This is a genomic window from Corynebacterium sp. CMW7794, assembly GCF_001563605.1.
GTDB classification, from domain to species: Bacteria; Actinomycetota; Actinomycetes; order Mycobacteriales; family Mycobacteriaceae; genus Corynebacterium; species Corynebacterium phoceense.
Map to the genome: position 1 here is coordinate 1 of NZ_KQ961780.1, position 16,114 is coordinate 16,114.

At 66.3% G+C, this 16,114-nt stretch carries 15 protein-coding genes, 2 tRNA genes and 1 other RNA gene; 2 read left to right on the forward strand and 16 right to left on the reverse strand.

Annotation, left to right across the window (positions count from 1 at the left end; translation table 11 throughout):
- Nucleotides 1–66: 66 nt before the first annotated feature.
- The 6 genes from recR to ffs form a co-directional block, all read right to left on the reverse strand.
- Nucleotides 67–726 carry a recombination mediator RecR gene (gene recR / locus HMPREF3227_RS11165; protein WP_066513107.1) on the reverse strand — a complete coding sequence of 220 codons (660 nt, stop codon included), beginning with the start codon at nt 724–726 and terminating at the stop codon, nt 67–69.
- A 62-nt stretch (nt 727–788) separates the two neighbouring features.
- Nucleotides 789–1,166 (reverse strand): YbaB/EbfC family nucleoid-associated protein, encoded by a 378-nt coding sequence (locus HMPREF3227_RS11170; protein ID WP_066486030.1) that lies wholly within the window; start codon nt 1,164–1,166, stop codon nt 789–791.
- Nucleotides 1,167–1,213: 47 nt separating this feature from the next.
- Nucleotides 1,214–4,051: a DNA polymerase III subunit gamma and tau gene (locus HMPREF3227_RS11175; RefSeq protein WP_066513109.1), complete on the reverse strand. Its 2,838-nt coding sequence runs from the start codon at nt 4,049–4,051 to the stop codon at nt 1,214–1,216.
- Between the two features lie 76 nt (nt 4,052–4,127).
- Complete coding sequence (locus HMPREF3227_RS11180) at nt 4,128–4,637, reverse strand: suppressor of fused domain protein (RefSeq protein WP_068801402.1); 510 nt, start codon at nt 4,635–4,637, stop codon at nt 4,128–4,130.
- Nucleotides 4,638–5,909, reverse strand: a complete 1,272-nt coding sequence (locus tag HMPREF3227_RS11185; RefSeq protein WP_066486026.1) for an aspartate aminotransferase type Ic — start codon at nt 5,907–5,909, stop codon at nt 4,638–4,640.
- A gap of 74 nt (nt 5,910–5,983) precedes the next feature.
- Nucleotides 5,984–6,078, reverse strand: an RNA gene (gene ffs / locus HMPREF3227_RS11190) — signal recognition particle sRNA small type.
- Nucleotides 6,079–6,230: 152 nt separating this feature from the next.
- Between ffs and HMPREF3227_RS11195 the strand changes: the two genes are divergently transcribed.
- Nucleotides 6,231–6,319, forward strand: a tRNA-Ser gene (locus HMPREF3227_RS11195).
- 40 nt (nt 6,320–6,359) lie between these two features.
- Here HMPREF3227_RS11195 and HMPREF3227_RS11200 read toward each other — a convergent pair.
- The 5 genes from HMPREF3227_RS11200 to gluQRS all read right to left on the reverse strand — a co-directional run bounded on the left by HMPREF3227_RS11200 (nt 6,360) and on the right by gluQRS (nt 10,425).
- Nucleotides 6,360–7,190, reverse strand: coding sequence for a Cof-type HAD-IIB family hydrolase (locus HMPREF3227_RS11200; protein WP_066486023.1), 831 nt, complete (start codon nt 7,188–7,190; stop codon nt 6,360–6,362).
- Between the two features lie 63 nt (nt 7,191–7,253).
- The gene (locus tag HMPREF3227_RS11205) at nt 7,254–7,481 is read right to left on the reverse strand and encodes a hypothetical protein (protein ID WP_141681470.1); all 228 of its coding nucleotides are present in this window, start codon (nt 7,479–7,481) and stop codon (nt 7,254–7,256) included.
- 33 nt (nt 7,482–7,514) lie between these two features.
- On the reverse strand, nt 7,515–7,886 hold the full coding sequence (locus tag HMPREF3227_RS11210) for a hypothetical protein (RefSeq protein WP_066486018.1): 372 nt from the start codon (nt 7,884–7,886) through the stop codon (nt 7,515–7,517).
- A gap of 10 nt (nt 7,887–7,896) precedes the next feature.
- On the reverse strand, nt 7,897–9,459 hold the full coding sequence (locus HMPREF3227_RS11215; RefSeq protein WP_066486016.1) for a cation:proton antiporter: 1,563 nt from the start codon (nt 9,457–9,459) through the stop codon (nt 7,897–7,899).
- A 75-nt stretch (nt 9,460–9,534) separates the two neighbouring features.
- A complete protein-coding gene (gene gluQRS / locus HMPREF3227_RS11220; RefSeq protein ID WP_066513111.1) occupies nt 9,535–10,425 on the reverse strand; it encodes a tRNA glutamyl-Q(34) synthetase GluQRS in 891 nt (296 codons plus the stop codon).
- Nucleotides 10,426–10,487: 62 nt separating this feature from the next.
- Between gluQRS and HMPREF3227_RS11225 the strand changes: the two genes are divergently transcribed.
- The gene (locus HMPREF3227_RS11225; protein ID WP_066486096.1) at nt 10,488–11,198 is read left to right on the forward strand and encodes a queuosine precursor transporter; all 711 of its coding nucleotides are present in this window, start codon (nt 10,488–10,490) and stop codon (nt 11,196–11,198) included.
- Nucleotides 11,199–11,240: 42 nt separating this feature from the next.
- Here the strand turns inward: HMPREF3227_RS11225 and tgt are convergent, their stop codons facing one another.
- The 5 genes from tgt to HMPREF3227_RS11250 form a co-directional block, all read right to left on the reverse strand.
- Complete coding sequence (gene tgt / locus HMPREF3227_RS11230; RefSeq protein ID WP_066486088.1) at nt 11,241–12,506, reverse strand: tRNA guanosine(34) transglycosylase Tgt; 1,266 nt, start codon at nt 12,504–12,506, stop codon at nt 11,241–11,243.
- A 182-nt stretch (nt 12,507–12,688) separates the two neighbouring features.
- The gene (locus tag HMPREF3227_RS11235) at nt 12,689–15,088 is read right to left on the reverse strand and encodes an MMPL family transporter (protein ID WP_066513115.1); all 2,400 of its coding nucleotides are present in this window, start codon (nt 15,086–15,088) and stop codon (nt 12,689–12,691) included.
- Nucleotides 15,089–15,176: 88 nt separating this feature from the next.
- A tRNA-Ser gene (locus HMPREF3227_RS11240) sits at nt 15,177–15,264 on the reverse strand.
- An 83-nt stretch (nt 15,265–15,347) separates the two neighbouring features.
- Complete coding sequence (locus HMPREF3227_RS11245; RefSeq protein WP_066486004.1) at nt 15,348–15,557, reverse strand: CsbD family protein; 210 nt, start codon at nt 15,555–15,557, stop codon at nt 15,348–15,350.
- Between the two features lie 35 nt (nt 15,558–15,592).
- Complete coding sequence (locus HMPREF3227_RS11250) at nt 15,593–16,054, reverse strand: nucleoside deaminase (protein WP_066486076.1); 462 nt, start codon at nt 16,052–16,054, stop codon at nt 15,593–15,595.
- Nucleotides 16,055–16,114 lie beyond the last annotated feature (60 nt).

Here is a 16,114-nt window from a genome sequence, read left to right on the forward strand (position 1 = left end):
CGGGATCCTGGCACCCCACCCAGGAATCCGGTACTCTGTCGCGCGCACGCGGACAGGCCCCCAAAACTAACGCACAGCCAGACGCCCCGACAGCGCACGCGACAACGTCAACTCATCCACAAACTCCAAGTCCCCGCCCAACGGCATACCCGACGCTAGTCGCGTGATCTTCAAATCCGGGAAGTCCCGCAGCAACCGCACGAGGTAGGACGCCGTCGCCTCGCCCTCCGTATTGGGATCGGTGGCGAGGATGACCTCCTTGATGTCGGGGGCGGCATCGTAAAGCGGGTGCTCCGGCGTGGAATCCGCGAGCTCGCGGTCCTCGAGCACCCCGCCAATTCGCTGGAGCAGCTGCGCGATGTTCAAGTTCTTCGGCCCGATATTCGCCAGCGGGTCAAGCGCCCCGCCCAGCACGTGATAACGCCCGTTGTACTCACCCGTGCGCTCGATGACCTGGATGTCCTTGGGTTCCTCCACCACGCAAATCGTCGACGCGTCACGCTGCGAGTTGATACAAATCCGGCACACGTCCTCGCGCGAGATATTGCAGCAAATACGGCAGAACGTCACACCGTCGCGCACCGCCCCCAGCGCGTCCTGCAAACGCGTGATGTCCTCCGGTTCCATGTGCAGCACGTGGAACGCGATACGCTGCGCCGACTTCGGCCCCACTCCCGGCAGACGCGAAAACTCATCGATGAGGTCCTGCAGCGGTCCTTCGAACACGCAAACTCCTTATATAAAACGCACAAAAGCCGCGGCAGAACCGCGGCTTTCAGGGGCCAAGTTTACTGCTGGCCGAAGACGTCACCGAAGTTCGGACCGTCATAGTTCTGCTGCGACTGGCCCATGCCCTGCGACAGCGGGCCAATCTTCTCCTGTGCCAGCCTACCGGCTGCCGCGTGTGCTTCCTTGTAAGCACCGATGATGAGGTCCTTGAGCGTGTCGACGTCCTCTGGGTCCACGATGGACTTGTCAATCTGCAGGTCGACGAGCTCCGCGCCGCCAGTCATGGTGATGGAGACGAGGCCGTTGCCGGCGGTACCGGTGACGTTGGTGGCCAGGATCTCCTCCTGCGCCTTCGCCAGCTCGGCCTGCACGCGGGACGCCTGGTTAATGAGTTCCTGCATGTCGAAGCCCTGCTGCTGCGGATCCGGGGTGGTCATCGTAGTGCCTTTCGTAGGGTGAATTTTACTTCGAACCAGTGTACCCGTCAGGCCCGCCGCGCGCCGAGCTCTTGCTCGAGCAACTCGACGGCGACTTCCATCGCGGTGCGGTGGTCATGCTGGCCCGCGGTACGGGCTTCTTCGGCCATCATGCGTTCTTCCTCGTCGCGGTCCACCGGCGCCCCAGGCGCTGCCTCGCTTGCCGATGCCCCCACGCCTCCAGTCGCCTGAGCCCTCGCCGCCGCCATGCGCGCCTGCGCCGCGCTCGCCGCGGACTCCGGCTGCGTTGCAGCCGGTCGTTGCGGCATGCGCTGCGGCTGCTGTGGGGCAGGCCGAGCAGGCTGCGTGTTCTGTGCAGGCTGGGAAGTCTGGGCCGGTTGAGCTGGCTGGGCCTGCTGCTGCGCCGGGGCGGCGTTCTGCGGCGCCGACTGCTGCAGCTGCTGCATGTCGGGACGCGGAGGCGCCTGGCCGGCCTCGGGGTCTGGCGGCAGGAACTCCGGCGGTGCGAAGTCTTCCTCCGGGCCCGGGTCCGGCGGCAGCGGCACGCCGTCGCTAAACGACGGCGTGTGCTTGTTCCACTCCTCGTAGGCCTGGCGCTTGGACTCCGCGGCCTGCGCGATGCGACTGCGCCAATCGGGCTTGTCGTCCTGCGGCTGTTGCTGCGACGCGGGCGCTGATGACGGCAGTGGCTGCTGAGGATGTGCCTCGGCGGCCTCCTCACGGCGCAGGTGCGGCGTCGGGTCGGGACGCGGCGGCAGGTGATGGTGCGTCTCCTGCTGGGCAGGCTGTGCTTCCTCGCCGATCGGTCGCGGCGAGCCCCAGCCCTCACGGGCGGTCGGCTGCGGGGATGACTCAGCCGACTCCTGGGGCGCAGACTCCTGGGCCGGCTCAGCCGACTCAGCTTCCTCGCCGATGGGGCGTGGGGCGCCCCAGCCCGATGCCGACGTCGGCGCGGGGGTGGAGGGGGCATCGGAAGGCTGGGGCTCGTTAGGACTCTCTGCCTCCTTGTCGTCCGTCTCACGGGCGGGCTGATTGGGGTTCCACGCCTGGCGCGGCTGCGCGAGCGGCGGGAGGCCGGCGGCCTCGGGCGAGGTGCCGACGATGCACTCGACCTTCAGCGTCGTGCCCGTCTTCTCCGCGAGGACGGCGGCGATGTCTTTGTTCTTCGCCTCATCGTTGATGCGGTGCGCAAGCGCCCCGGTCGTGTGGCCAAGGATGAGCGTGTCATCGCGCAGGCCGAGGACACGCGCCTCGGTGAGCATGATCTCGGCGACCTTGTTGCGCTGGCCAATCGCGGCACGCAGCTCGGCCCACGAGGCGCGAATCTGCTCGAGAAGCTCGGGGCCCGGGGCGGTCTGCTGCTGCGGAGTCTCGGCCGCGGGCTGGGTCTGCTCGGGCTGCTCCGGCTGCGGCGCGGCAAGCTGAGCTGGCTGAGGCTGCTCCTGTCGCTGCTGCGTAGGCTGCTGGGATTGCTCTGGCTGCTGCTCCTGGCGCGGGGCGGGCTGTTGCGGCTGCGTGGGTTGCTGTTGTTCCTGTCGCTGCGCGGGCTGTTGTTGGGCAGGCTGTTGGGGCGCGGGCTGGGCCGGCGGAGTGGCGGCCGCGGCCGAGGCGGCGCGGCGAGCGGCGAGGAGCGCGGCACCGGCCTGGGCGCCGGTCTGCGCGCCGGCGGTGGCAGACGGCACGGAGGCCGCGGGGGCGCCGGGGCCAGCGGCCGAGGCGGCGGCGGATGCCGCGGGAACGCCAGCCGTGGCGCCGGAAGGGCCGAGGGCCGGGCCGGGGGCAGCGGCGGGGGCCGGGGCGGACAGCAAGCGCGCGCCCATGATTTCCAGGAGCAGGCGCGGGGAGCTGGCGCCACGGAGCTTGGGCAGCTCCTCGTTGAGCGCGGAGGCGAGGTGGGCCAGCTGCGCGTTGGAGAAGGCGGCGGCCTCGTTGGTCATGGCCTCGGCGCGATCCTCGGGCACGGCGACGAGGCCGGCGGCGACGGCATCGGGCACGGCTTGGAGCACAAGCAAGTCGCGGAGGCGGTCGAGCAGGTCGGTAGCGAAGCGGCGGGGTTCCTCGCCGCTTTCGACGACGGCATCGATAAGCTGGAAGAACGCGGCCTTGTCACCGGCGGCGAGGGCGGCGACGGCGTCGTCGATGACCGAAATGTCCGTGATGCCGAGGAGCGGGCGCGCGAGATCGTAGGTGAGGCCATCGGGGCCAGCACCGGCGAGGAGCTGGTCGAGGATGGACAGGGTATCGCGCGGGGAACCGCCGCCCGCGGAGATGACCATGGGGTAGACGGAATCTTCGACCGTGACACCCTCAGCGGCGACAGTGCGCTGGAGCAGGCCCTTCATCGCGGACGGGGTGAGCAGGCGGAACGGGTAGTTGTGCGTGCGCGAACGGATGGTGGGCAGCATCTTCTCCAGCTCGGTGGTGGCGAAGATGAAGATGACGTGCTCCGGCGGCTCCTCGACGACCTTGAGCAGCGCGTTGAAGCCCGCATTCGAAATCATGTGGGCCTCGTCGATGATGAAGATGCGGTAGCGCGACTCGGCAGGCGCGAAGTAGGCGCGGTCGCGCAGATCGCGCATGTCGTCCACGCCGTTATGCGAAGCGGCGTCGAGCTCCGTGACGTCCAGATTGCCGGGGCCGCCGGGGGCGAGCGAGACGCAGGAATCGCACACGCCGCAGGGCGTCGAGGTGGGGCCTTGCTCGCAGTTGAGCGAGCGGGCCATGATGCGCGCGGAGGAGGTCTTGCCACAGCCGCGCGGGCCGGAAAACAGGTAGGCGTGATTAATACGCCCCGCGTCGAGCGCGGTGGACAAGGGCCGGGTGACCTGCTCTTGGCCTACCACCTCGGCGAAGGTTGCTGGACGATATTTCCGGTAAAGAGCCACGATTGCACAGTCTACCGTCTAGCGCGCGCGGGCAAAGCCGGGCGGCGACCAGAAAGGCGCCAGGAAAGACGCGGGGTTAAGACTCGAAACGCGACCAGTCGAGGAGGTCGATCTCAGACTCAGCGACGGCGTCCTGGAGCGCTGGCACGCCTTCCTCGACGGCATAGGCGTACTCGGAATCCGTGAGCGCCACGAGCTGAAGCATGAGCGTCCAGCGGCCATCCAGCTTGACCTGTGGCGTGGGCCCGCCCCAGAGCCAAGGAGCAACGAGGACGCCGTGGCGACCCGGGCCCAGCTTGGGCAGGAGGGTGCCCGGCTGGGCGGGGATGACGCGGGCGGCATCGAGAAGCTCAGTGGCTTCCGTGATAAGAGCGGCGAGGGAGGACAAGGGGGCGCGGGCGACGGTGAGAATCTCCGCGCGCACGTCCATGCCCTCCGCGGAAAGCCCCGTGGAGACCTCCGCGAAGCGGGTCGTGGCGACGAGGTTCTCGTCATTGTCCAGCGACGCGTAGGCCAAGTCATTCTCAAAGCGCAACTGCGCCGGAATGATATTAGCCAACCAGGCTTGGGTCTCCGCGGCGTTCATTTACGCCCCGAGCTTCTCCAGCGCCGCGAGCAGGACGCAGGTGGCCACGCCATCCATGGCCGTCTCGACCTCGGCCAGCGGCGGCAGGGACGGCGCCAAGCGGATGTTGCGGTCGTTGGGGTCCTCGCCGTGCGGGTACGCGGAGCCGGCCTTGGTGAGCACGATGCCGGCATCCTTGGCGAGCTCCCACACGCGCGTCGCCGTGCCGTCGATGACGTCCAGCGAGATGAAGTAGCCGCCCTTCGGCTCGGTCCAGCGCGCGACCTCGTACTCGCCGAGACGCTCGGAGAGGATGCGCAGGACCGCGTCGAACTTAGGCGCGAGGAGCGCTGCGTGACGGCGCATGACCGAACGCACGCCCTCAGCCGAGCCGAAGAACTCGTAGTGCGCGAGCTGGTTAATCTTGTTCGGGCCAATGCCGCGGATGCCCGCAAACGAGCGGTACCACTCGAGGTTCTCCAGCGAGGACGCGAAGAACGCGACGCCCGCGCCGGCGAAGGTGATCTTCGACGTCGAGGACATCACCCAGAAACGGTTCGGGTTGCCAGCCTCGCGCGCGTAGTCGAGGATGGGCAGAATCTGCGGGAAATCCTCGGTGAGCGTGTGGACCGCGTACGCGTTGTCCCACACGACGCGGAAGTCCGGGGCGGCGGTCTCCAGAGAAGCGAGCTCGCGAGCGATCTCTTCCGAGATGGTCACGCCCGTCGGATTGGAGAACATCGGCACCGTCCACATGCCCTTAACCTGTGGGTCCTGGACGAGCTCGCGGATAGCGCCCATGTCCGGGCCGTCCTCAAGCATAGGCACGGTGATGAGCTCGTAGCCGAACTTCTCGGTGATCGCGAAGTGGCGGTCGTAGCCCGGCACCGGGCAAATCCACTTAACCTTGTCCTCCTGGCCCCACGGGCGCTCGGAGTCGTTCGTGCCCCACGTGTGCGCGAACGAGATGAGGTCGAACATGATGTTGAGCGAGGAGCTATCCGCCGCGACGAGGTTCTCCGCCGGGATGCCCAGCAGCTTGCCCCACAGCTCGCGAACCTCGCGGATGCCGTCGAGGTTGCCGTAGTTGCGCAGGTCGTTGCCCGCCGCGTCGGTGTAGTTGTCCTCACCCGGCAGGGACAGCAGGTCATTAGCCAGGTCCGACTGTGCCTTGGAGGGCTTGCCGCGCGTGAGGTTGAGCTGCAGGCCCTTGGCCTTGAGCTCCGCGTAGTCCTTGCGGATGCGCTCAGCGAGTTCCTTGAGCTGATCAGCATCGAGTGATAGCAGCGACATGGTGGCCTTCCCTAACGTGATGAACAAATTGCTATGCCGCACACAGTGTAGCCGACTCCCCGCCCCGAAAAACGATTAACGGACCCCGCGCACCCGCCAGAGCCTCCTGACCCTTGCTGCATTCCTGCCCTGGGGGAGTTCAGAGGATAAACGCCACGCGGAATCCTGCTGCCTACTTTAACCGCTGCCCCGCGTCCGTTCCAAACTAGGTTGCCCCAGCCTTCCGATGCCCCCTCCACCCCACCGCAGCCTCCCCTCCCCAAAGCTTCGCCTGAGCTGGCGATTTTGCGTGATTGCTACGGCCTGATAATGTTTCTCAGCGGAGGATTCGACTAGCGGCCTATGTCACACGCCTGGAACGCGTGCGGGAGTCACATCCCTCAGGGGTTCAAATCCCCTATCCTCCGCCAAAGGAAATCCCGGCTCTTTTAGAGTCGGGATTTTTGGATCTTAAACCAGCCCGAGCTTCTCGAAGGCGTGAGCCAAGCCATCCTCGTCGACGTCGTCGGTGACCATCGTGGCGGCAGCCTGGACGTCTGCTGGGGCGTTGCCCATGGCGACGGAGGTGCCGCACGCGGCGAACATGGTGAGGTCGATGGCGGCGTCGCCGAAGGCGGCGGCATCGGAAGGCTGAGCATGCAGATGGTCCAGCACGGCGGCGACGGCAGATTGCTTGCTCACGCCCGCCGGCGCGAGGTCGCCAAAAAGAGCGGTGGCGCCGGCGCCGCCCCACGTGTGATTCTCCAGCTCAGGGAAGCGCTGCGCGGTCTCCTCGAAGTCCGCGTAGCTGCCCAGGATGTAGCTGATCTTATTGACGTCGTCGCGCGCCTGAAGACGCGCGAGCTGCTCGCCGAAGACCATGCCGTGGAAGGCAACGGTGACGGGCACCGGCTCACGCCCTTTGGCTGCCTGATACGCGGCCATGGGCCCCTGTGCGGCCTCCTCGAAGCCCGGGCTGGCAAAGAGCCCCGCGTTGCACTCGAGGTAGAACTCGCAGCCACGCGCGGTGAGCCAATCCACAATTTCTGCGGTCTGCTGCGCGCTGAGTGAATGCCGGTAGATTTCCGTCCCGTTGAGCTCCACGTAGCCACCATTCGCGCCCACGAGGCCGTCCACGCCCAAGTCCCACAGGAACTGCGGAATCTCCGCGCGTGAGCGACCCGTGTTGAGCAGCACGGCGTGCCCATTCGCACGGGCGGCACGCACGGCCGCCGCGGCCGACGGGGGAATTTCGTTGGAGTAGTTGACCAAGGTTCCATCGACGTCGAGGAAGATAATCATGGTTCCGAGGCTACGGAAAACGCGGAAAGTCCGGTCCTGTTTCAGGAAGGAAACAGGACCGGGCTATCCCAACCGACCCAACGGCGTCACCGCACTATCCCCGCCATTATCAGCCGGGCCGACAATGATGCCCACAATCCGCCCGTCGTCGCCGTACACGGGTGCGCCCTCAGCCCAGACACGCGTGGTGTTGGGATTGGAGCGGTGGAGGGTGACGTCGAAGGTACAGTCGGGCTCGACGTACGTGCCGGTGCTCATGCTTGCGCCCATGGTGCGCTTTTCAACATCCATGATCTGCGTGTCGGATAAGCGCCAGCCCGGCGGCTAGGCGATCACGGGGAGCTCAGAACCGTCTTCCTTGAACCACGCGATGTGCGGCGGCGAATCCATCGCCCATTCTTTCAGCCTCATGCCCAGCGCCCAGCGGGCATCCTCAATCTGATAGTCCTCGTCCGCGGCGCCGTCGAGGAGGAACTGCCAGAAGCTATTGGGGCCGGTGTCCTTAAGCCACAGCCACACGTAGTCTTCCAGCGAGTGCGCGGCAAGCAGGTCTTCCATGCCCTCGGGCACGAGCGCGCGGTCCGCGCGCACGCGATCGGCGAGGTCCGCGTCAAAGAAGTCGTAAAGGTAGTCCATCGCGGCGTCGGCCCCGGCGTACTCGAAGGCGGCAGCGGCGGCATCGGAAGGCGCATCCATGAAAGCCAGCCTAGCGGTGCTCCGCCACGAGAACCATACGGTCGACCTCGACCAAGACCTCGTCCACGATGTGTGGGTTGAGGCCGCGCTCGCCGCGCATACGCACGAGGGCCTGTTGGGCAGCGGTGTAGGCGACGCGTTGGGCCTCGGTGGCCTTCTCGCGGGCCTTCTCGATCTTCCAGGCTCGGGTGTCGGGGTTCTGCTCGTCGTCGAGCTCATCGCCCAGGCGGTCGGTGAACCAGTCGTCGATGGTGGCGGCGATCTCGGGGTCGGCGTCCGCGTAGTGGCGGCGCAAGGCGGAGAGGGCGGCCTTGCGGGCGCGCTCGGTAATCGCGGTGCGCATCTTGTCGTGTGCGGCCTCGGCCGTGGTCGTGAGATCCAGCTGGCGCATGAGCCACGGCAGGAGCAGGCCGGGAATCACCATGGTCACGAGGAGGACGGTGAGCGCGATGACGGCGAGCTCGTGGTGGAACGGGAATGCGCCGGAGGGCACGGAGAGGACCAGCGCCAGGGTGACGAGTCCGCGCATGCCGGACCACGTCATGAGCAGGACCTCCTGGAGGCGCAGGGGTGCCAGGTGCGGGCGGCCCGAGCGGCGATTAATGAGGTAAAACAGGTACATCCACACCCCGCGCACGGCAAACGCCACGAGGGAGAGGATGACGCCCACGAGGATGGAATGGAGGATATCCGCACCCACCGCGCTGATGGCGTTATTGGCTGACAGGCCGATGAGGCCGAAGGCGACGCCGGTAAAGAGCATCTCCACCGTCTCCCAGAAGCCCTGGCCGGAGAGGCGGTCCTCCGCATGAATCGGCGCGCGCGAGTGCAGCTCGATGGCCGCGATGACCACGGCGATGACGCCGGAGGCGCCGAGTTCCTCCGCTGCGATATAGGTCGCGAAAGGAATAACCCAGGTCAGTGCGTTGCGGGTTGTCGAGTCGTGGACGCCGCGAATAAACCAGGCTGCGAGCCTGCCGATGCCCCATCCCAGCGCCGTCGCCACCACCGCCGAGTAGGCAAAGTTCCCCAGGCCCTCTGCGAAAGAAAGCTCGCCCTGCGCCGTGACCGCGGCGAGCGCGAGGTGGAAGGCGACGATGGACGCGGCGTCGTTGAACAGGCCCTCGGTCTGCAGGGCGGAGATAATACGACGCGGGATGCCGACGGGCTCGGCGACGGCGTCGACGGCCACGGGGTCAGGCGGGGCGATGGCCGCGCCGATGAGGATGGCGCCGGCGATGCCAATTCCCGGCAGCAGCGCGTATGCGGTAAAGCCCACCGTGAAGGTGGTGACGACCACAAGCGCGACGGACAGCAACGCGATGGTCATCCACTGCTCGCGGATGACACCCCAGGACGTGCGGCGCGCGAGCGACCACAGCAGCGGCGGCAGGAAGATGGGCAGGATGAGCTCGGCGGGGATCTCCAGATCGGTGGGTATGCTCGGCACAAGCGCGGCGACGGTCGCGAGGATGGTGAGCAGCACCGGCCAGGGCAGTCCGATCTTGTCGCCGACAGCGGCGACAACCACCGTCAGCAGCATCAAGGCGACCAAGATCAACAGGACTTCCACGCGGCACTCCCCAGTTTTCAAGTTCAAGAAACAACTCAAACCAGTGTAGGCCGCCCTACTGTCATGCGGTCGAGATTATCCTTCGAAAACGCTGGGTTCCGTGCCCAACCGCCCGAGTTCGAAGACCTCGAGGAACTCATCTGCGGAGCGCACGCCCTCGTAGCCCAGGCCTGCGGCCATCGCTTCCACGACGTCGCCCACGCTGCGGGTCTCGAGCAGCTCGCGCAGCGTCACTGCCCCGTCGCGCTTAGCCAGGCGCTTGCCCTCCGCGTTGAGCACGAGCGGCACGTGGATGTACTCGGGCACGTGTAATCCCAGGAGCGTCGCGAGGTACGCCTGCCGCGGCGCCGAAGTAAGTAGGTCGTCGCCGCGCACAACCTGGTCCACGCCCTGGAATCCGTCATCGACAACGACGGCCAGGTTGTACGCCCAGTCCGGCGCCTGGCCCCCGCGCCGCAGGATGAAGTCATCCACCTCGCCGGTGTAGTCGCCGTGCAGCGCGTCGTGCACGGTGAACTCGGAGACCTCCGCGCGCAGGCGCAGCGCCGGGACCCGGCCTTGGGCGGCGAGCTCGGCGCGCTTGGAGGCACGGGCGGCACGCGAAAGCTCACGGCATGTCCCTGGGTACTGGCCCGGGATGGCATGCGGCGCGCGGGAGGCCTCCTGGATATCCTTGCGCGAACAGTAGCACTCGTAGTACGGCAGCGTCTCGAGCGCCGCCTCGTAGGCCGCGTCCCGATCGTGCTGGTAGAGCACCTCATCCCAGTCCAAGCCCAGCGTCGCGAGATCCTCGAGCTGGCGCTGCGCGGAGTCCGCCGAAGAGCGCTGCGTGTCCACGTCCTCGACGCGCAGCACGAAGCGCCGCCCCGAGCCCCGCGCCGCGAGCCACGCGATGAGCGCGGTGCGCAGGTTGCCAAAGTGCAGGTCGCCGCTGGGGCTAGGGGCATAACGTCCGGCTGGTGTCATAGCTGCCCAGTCTATCGCGCGCGTTTCGCGCAGACCGCGCGCATGCGGCATAGTTGATGCTCATGACAACTCAATCGGCAACCGCAACCACGGATTCACGTGGCGAGAGCATCCGATTCATCCCGGTACAGTCCACGCTGTATCCGTGGCTGGTCACGCTCTTCGTCGTCACGTTCCTCATCTCGAATATCAACGCCACGAAGGGCGTACAGCTCGGCCCGCTCATCACGGACGGCGCGTTCTTCCTCTTCCCGCTCGCCTACATCGTGGGCGACGTGCTCTCCGAGTGCTACGGCTTCAAGTCCACCCGGCGCGCCGTGGCCATCGGCTTCGCGATGGCGATCCTCGCAGCCATCGCCTTCTACATCGCGATCTGGCTGCCGGCCGCAGATTTCTATGAGGGCCAGGAGGCCTTCGCCGCCACGCTCGGACTCATGCCGCAGATCCTCGGCGCCTCGCTTGCCGGCTACGTCGTGGGCCAGCTGCTCAACTCGTTCACGCTCGTGCGCATGAAGGCCCGCTCCGGCGAGAAGGGCCTCATTAGCCGCCTTATCGCGTCCACCGTCGTGGGCGAGCTGGGCGACACGGTCATCTTCTGCGCCATCGCCGCGCCCGTCATCGGTGTCGCTACCGTTGGCGGGTTCCTCAACTACGTCATCGTGGGCTTCCTGTGGAAGACCGCCTGCGAGGTGGTCATGCTGCCCATCACGACGCAGGTCATCAAGTGGGTGAAGAAGCGCGAGGATTACGTGCCGCTTGACCGTGCCGCCTAATCTCCCGCGTCCCTTGCTCCTGGCTTCCCGCCAGGGGCTTTACTACTTTTTCGCGTAGTAACGGCCCATGAACTCGTCGCGGAAGGCCTCGTAGTAGCCGCCGTCGATGGAGGCCCGGATATTGTCGACGAGGCGAATCATGAACTCCAGGTTGTGCATGGTGCACAGCGTGCCCGCGAGGAACTCGTGAGCCTTAAGCAAGTGGTGGATGTATGCGCGCGAGTAGTTCTCCGAGACGTAGCCGCCGAACTCCTCGTCGATTCCCTTAAAGTCGCGCTTAAACTTGGCGCCCATGAGGTTGAGGCGGCCGTCGAGCGTGTACACGCCGCCGCGGCGGCCCAAGCGCGTGGGCGCAACACAGTCGAAGGTATCGGCGCCGGCCTCGATGGCGGTGAAAAGATCGTCCGGCTCAGAGATGCCGAGCAGGTGGCGCGGCTTGTCCTCCGGCAGCTCGTCGCAGACCCAGCCCACGATGGTGCCCAGGTTTTCCTTCTCCAACGCTCCGCCGATGCCGAACCCGCCGAATCCGCGCATGCCGGCGGCGACGGCGGCATCGGAAAGCTGCACGAGGCCACGGGTGGCCTGGCGGCGAAGGTCCTCGTACTGCGCGCCCTGGACCACGCCCCACAGGGACTGGCGGGGCTTTCCGGCGCGCGCGTTGGTGAGTCGGTCATGCTCGTCGAGGCAGCGTTTGGCCCAGCGGTGCGTGCGCGCGACGGATTCCTCCTGGTACTGACGAGTGTCGACGAGCGTGGTGAGCTCATCAAAGGCAAACATGATGTCCGCGCCCAGGGAGTGCTGAATCTGCATGGAGACCTCCGGCGTGAAGCGGTGCTTCGAGCCGTCAATGATGGACTTGAAGTCCACGCCGTCCTCGTCGACCTGCGCCATGCGCTCCTTCTTCGCCGCGCGGATATCGCCCTCAGTAAGGTTCGCGACGTCCATGGCGAGGACCTTCTTAAAGCCGACGCCCAGCGACATGACCTGGAATCCGCCCGAGTCCGTGTACGTGGGGCCGTGCCAGTTCTCGAACTCCGCGACGCCACCTGCCTCGTCCACGATGTCGTGGCCCGGCTGCAGGTAGAGGTGATACGCGTTGGAGAGGATGGCCTGCGCGCCCGTCTGACGGATCTGCTCCGGGGTCAGCGTCTTGACCGTCGCTTTCGTCGCCACCGGGATAAACGCCGGGGTCTGGATATCGCCGTGCGGGGTATGAATCACGCCGGTGCGGCCGTGCTTGCCGGTGCCTTCGGGCAGGCGCGTGTGCACGTCGAAGCTTAAGTCGGTATCCAGAAGTGGTTTTGTCATGAGAACCAGCGTACCGGTCGCCCGCGCGAGGAGCTGCCCGCGGTACAACAACACTGGGCTCCAGGGCTTCTTAGCAAACAAAAGACCCCCTCGCGGCCTTTCCGCTGAACGGAAGACCTCAATGCGAGGAGGAATACAAGGTCCATACTAAGACAGGTTTCCCTTGAATGCACCACCTCGCACTAGTGGCTCGTGTCTACAGGCTCTGCGGCGTGGCGGGCTTCCCACTCTTCCTCGAGCTTGGTGCCCTCGATGTCGAGGGTGGGCAGGATCTTGTCGAGCCAGCGCGGGATCCACCACGTGGCGCGGCCGGTGAGGAACATCGTTGCGGGCACGAGCGCCATGCGAATGCAGAACGCGTCGAAAAGGACGCCGGCGGCGAGCGCGAAGCCGAAGATTTTGATGAACGGCAGCGGCTGGCCAATGAACGCCACGAAGACGGCGATCATGATGATGGCAGCGGCGGTGACGACGCGGGCGCCCTGGGCGAAGCCCACGATGGTCGATTCCTCAACGGCGTTGTATTTCCCGTGGAAGGCCTGCGAGCCGCGGGGATTGCGGATGAAGTGCTCGCGCATGCGGGTGACGATGAAGACCTGATAGTCCATCGCCAAGCCGAAGGTCACGCCGATGAGGAAGATCGGCATAAACGAGATGAGCGGGCCCGGCGCAGGGACGAGGCCGGTGAGCCCGTCCTGCCAGACGAGGACCGTGACGCCGAAGGCCGCGCCGACGGAGAGCAGGAAGCCCAGGCCGGCGACGAGCGGAACGAGTAGCGAACGGAAGACCACGAGCAGCAGGAGAATGGCGAGGCCGACGACGATGGTCAGGTACGGCAGCATGGCGGCTTGGAGGCGCTCGGTGATGTCGAGCTGGACGGCGGTAAGGCCGGTCATGCCGATGTCGGCGCCAGTGGAGTCCGCGATTTCCTCGGTGGCGGTGCGCAGGGCCTGGGCCGTGCCTTCGGTACGCGCGTCAGACGGCGAGGTCTCGGGCGTGACCATGACCTGCGCGGCGGTGCCTTCGCCGTTGAGGCCCACGAGCTGCGCGTGCTTCACGCCGCCCACCTGGTTGAGCTGCGAGGCGGTGTAGAGGAAGGAGCTCAGCGTCGCCTTGTCCTGATCCGTGCCTTCGGCCTGCGCCGCCATGTACGGGGCGAGCGCCGCGGAATCCGGGTTGGCGTCCTGACCGTTAACGATGACGAGGAAGGGGCCGTTGATGCCGGGGCCGAAGCCTTCGGCCATAAGGTCGGCCGCCTTGCGCTGCGTCGTGTCTGGGTCCGAGGTCGTGTCGGTGGGCAGCGCGAGCTGCATGTGGAGCACCGGCGTGGTGAGCGCGCCGAGGCCGAGGACCGCGACGGCCATGACGAGGCCCGGCATGCGCTGGACGAAGCGCACCCAACGGCTGCCCATGGTCTCGCCGTGGCGGACCCTGCCGCGACGCGTGGGGTTACCGGCGATGCCCGGGATGCGGCCGGCGAAGGCCTTCTTCCCGAACAGGCCGAGTAGCGCCGGGACAAGCGTGAGCGAGACGAGCACCGCGACGGCCACGGTGCCCGCAGCCGACAGGCCCATGGCGGTGAGGAAGCCGATGTTGGCAACGAGCAGCGCGAAGAGCGCAGTGAACACTGTGGCGCCAGCGAAGACCACGGAGGAGCCGGCAGTGCCGACGGCCATACCGGCGGCATCGGCAGGCTCCATGCGGGCGCGCTCCTGCCGGTAGCGGGAGATAATAAACAGCGAGTAGTCCACGCCCACGGCCAGGCCGATCATGAGGGCGAGGACCGGGGTAATGGAGTTGAGGGTGACCCAGTGGGTGGCAATCATGACGCCCATAGCGCCCAGGCCCACGCCCACGACGGCGGTGATGAGCGGCATGCCCGCAGCGACGAGCGAGCCGAAGGTGAAGACCAGAACGATGAACGCGACGGCGAGACCGATGATCTCGGACATTTCTTCGACGGCGATGGCGTCGCCGAAGCCAGCGCCGCCGCCCTCGACGGTGAGCCCCTGCTCGCGGCCGAGTTCCATCGCGGCGGTAACGACGTCCTTATCCTCCTGCTTCACGGAGTTCGCGGAGTCCGCGTCGAAGTCGAAGGTCGTGTACGCGATGGTCTCGTCCTCGTTGACCATCGCGAGGTTATCCGCGTCCGCGCGCGCGGTCTCCTCGGGCAGGCCCATGGACGTGAACTGGTCAATAACGCTCTGCTGAAGTTGTGGCGAGACCTCAAGCGGGTTGCCGAAGCGCTGGCCCTCGACGCCGAGGTTGTCCTTGATGTAGTCGACGACGTCTTGGATCGCAGCCATATTTTCCGGATCCGAAAGCTTCTCGCCCTCGGGCGCCTGGAACACAAGGTTGACGCTCGGCGCGTTGGCGAGGTTGCCCGCTTCGGGGAAGAGTTCAGACGCGCGGTGGGTGGCGTCGATGGCCGGGGTATTCGAAATGGAATACTCGCTCGTCATCGGCTTCATGAGTGTGGCCATCGCGCCGGCCGCAGCAGCGACCAGGATGAGCCACGCGATAATGACCTTCCACTTGTTCAGGAAAGACCAGCGTCCCACGCGGTACAGGAACTTAGCCATGTCGTCCTCTCTCGGTTGAAAACTCACCCAAGTGTAGCCGACACAAAAGATAAAGCCCCAACCTGCATAAACAGGTTGGGGCTCAGTGCGGTGGCGGCGGGATTTGAACCCGCGGTTGGGGATTACCCAACACTCGCTTTCGAGGCGAGCACCTTCGGCCGCTCGGACACGCCACCGCGAAACAGCTTAAAGCAGACCTAGGGCCCGAACAAAATCACTAGCCCCGCGGGCGCGTCCGTCACTGCGGTGTGGTTGCGGTTTAGTCTTCCGTAGCGTCCTTCACAGCGGCGATGGAGTCATCGACCTTTTCCTTTACGGCATCCTTGGCGTCCTCAAACTTCTGCTTGACGCCTGCCTTGGCCTGGTCCGCCTTACCCTCGTTCTCGAGGGATTCATTATCCGTGGCCTGACCAAACTTCTCCTTGGCAGAACCGAGTACTTCGTCTTTCTTGTTCTCAAAATCGCTCATATCCCCACCCTAACGGCGTGACACAGCTGTGTGGGTTACAGCGACGTAACGATTGAGCGCAGGTCGCCGAAGAAGCCGCGCAGCAGCTCGGCGCATTCGTCCTCGAGGACGCCGCCGCGGACCTGTGGGACGTGTAGGGCACCCGGGGCGCGAGGAACCTCGAGGAGGGAGCCGCAGGCGCCGGTGCGTGGTTCCCACGCGCCGAAGACAATGGAGCCGACGCGCGCACCGACGAGGGCGCCAGCGCACATGGCGCAGGGCTCGAGGGTGACGACGAGCTCGCAATCGGTGAGCCGCCATCCATCATTGCTTTTCGCCGCAGCGCCAGCCGTGGCAGCGCGGATGGCTTCGACCTCCGCGTGGGCGGTGGGGTCCTGGCGCTGCTCGCGGCGGTTAACGCCGGTGGCAAGCTCGCGGCCGTCGGGGCCGTAGATAACCGCGCCGACGGGCACGTCACCGGCGGGAGTAGTGCGCGCGACCGCGAGGGCACGGCGCATGCGTTCCTCGGCGCGGGCGAGACCGGATTCGCGGGGCAGGACGCGCTCGGGCTGGTCGGG

Excerpts from the sequence above, each read along its gene's own strand:
- HMPREF3227_RS11250 (WP_066486076.1), bottom strand. The coding sequence starts at position 16,054 with ATGCGCCGTGCCCTCGCGGTCGCGCGCACTACTCCCGCCGGTGACGTG.
- HMPREF3227_RS11210 (WP_066486018.1), bottom strand. The coding sequence starts at position 7,886 with ATGGATGCGCCTTCCGATGCCGCCGCTGCCGCCTTCGAGTACGCCGGG.
- HMPREF3227_RS11205 (WP_141681470.1), bottom strand. The coding sequence starts at position 7,481 with ATGGATGTTGAAAAGCGCACCATGGGCGCAAGCATGAGCACCGGCACG.
- HMPREF3227_RS11185 (WP_066486026.1), bottom strand. The coding sequence starts at position 5,909 with ATGTCGCTGCTATCACTCGATGCTGATCAGCTCAAGGAACTCGCTGAG.
- HMPREF3227_RS11200 (WP_066486023.1), bottom strand. The coding sequence starts at position 7,190 with ATGATTATCTTCCTCGACGTCGATGGAACCTTGGTCAACTACTCCAAC.
- HMPREF3227_RS11245 (WP_066486004.1), bottom strand. The coding sequence starts at position 15,557 with ATGAGCGATTTTGAGAACAAGAAAGACGAAGTACTCGGTTCTGCCAAG.
- tgt (WP_066486088.1), bottom strand. The coding sequence starts at position 12,506 with ATGACAAAACCACTTCTGGATACCGACTTAAGCTTCGACGTGCACACG.
- HMPREF3227_RS11180 (WP_068801402.1), bottom strand. The coding sequence starts at position 4,637 with ATGAACGCCGCGGAGACCCAAGCCTGGTTGGCTAATATCATTCCGGCG.
- HMPREF3227_RS11170 (WP_066486030.1), bottom strand. The coding sequence starts at position 1,166 with ATGACCACCCCGGATCCGCAGCAGCAGGGCTTCGACATGCAGGAACTC.
- HMPREF3227_RS11225 (WP_066486096.1), top strand. The coding sequence starts at position 10,488 with ATGACAACTCAATCGGCAACCGCAACCACGGATTCACGTGGCGAGAGC.
- gluQRS (WP_066513111.1), bottom strand. The coding sequence starts at position 10,425 with ATGACACCAGCCGGACGTTATGCCCCTAGCCCCAGCGGCGACCTGCAC.
- HMPREF3227_RS11235 (WP_066513115.1), bottom strand. The coding sequence starts at position 15,088 with ATGGCTAAGTTCCTGTACCGCGTGGGACGCTGGTCTTTCCTGAACAAG.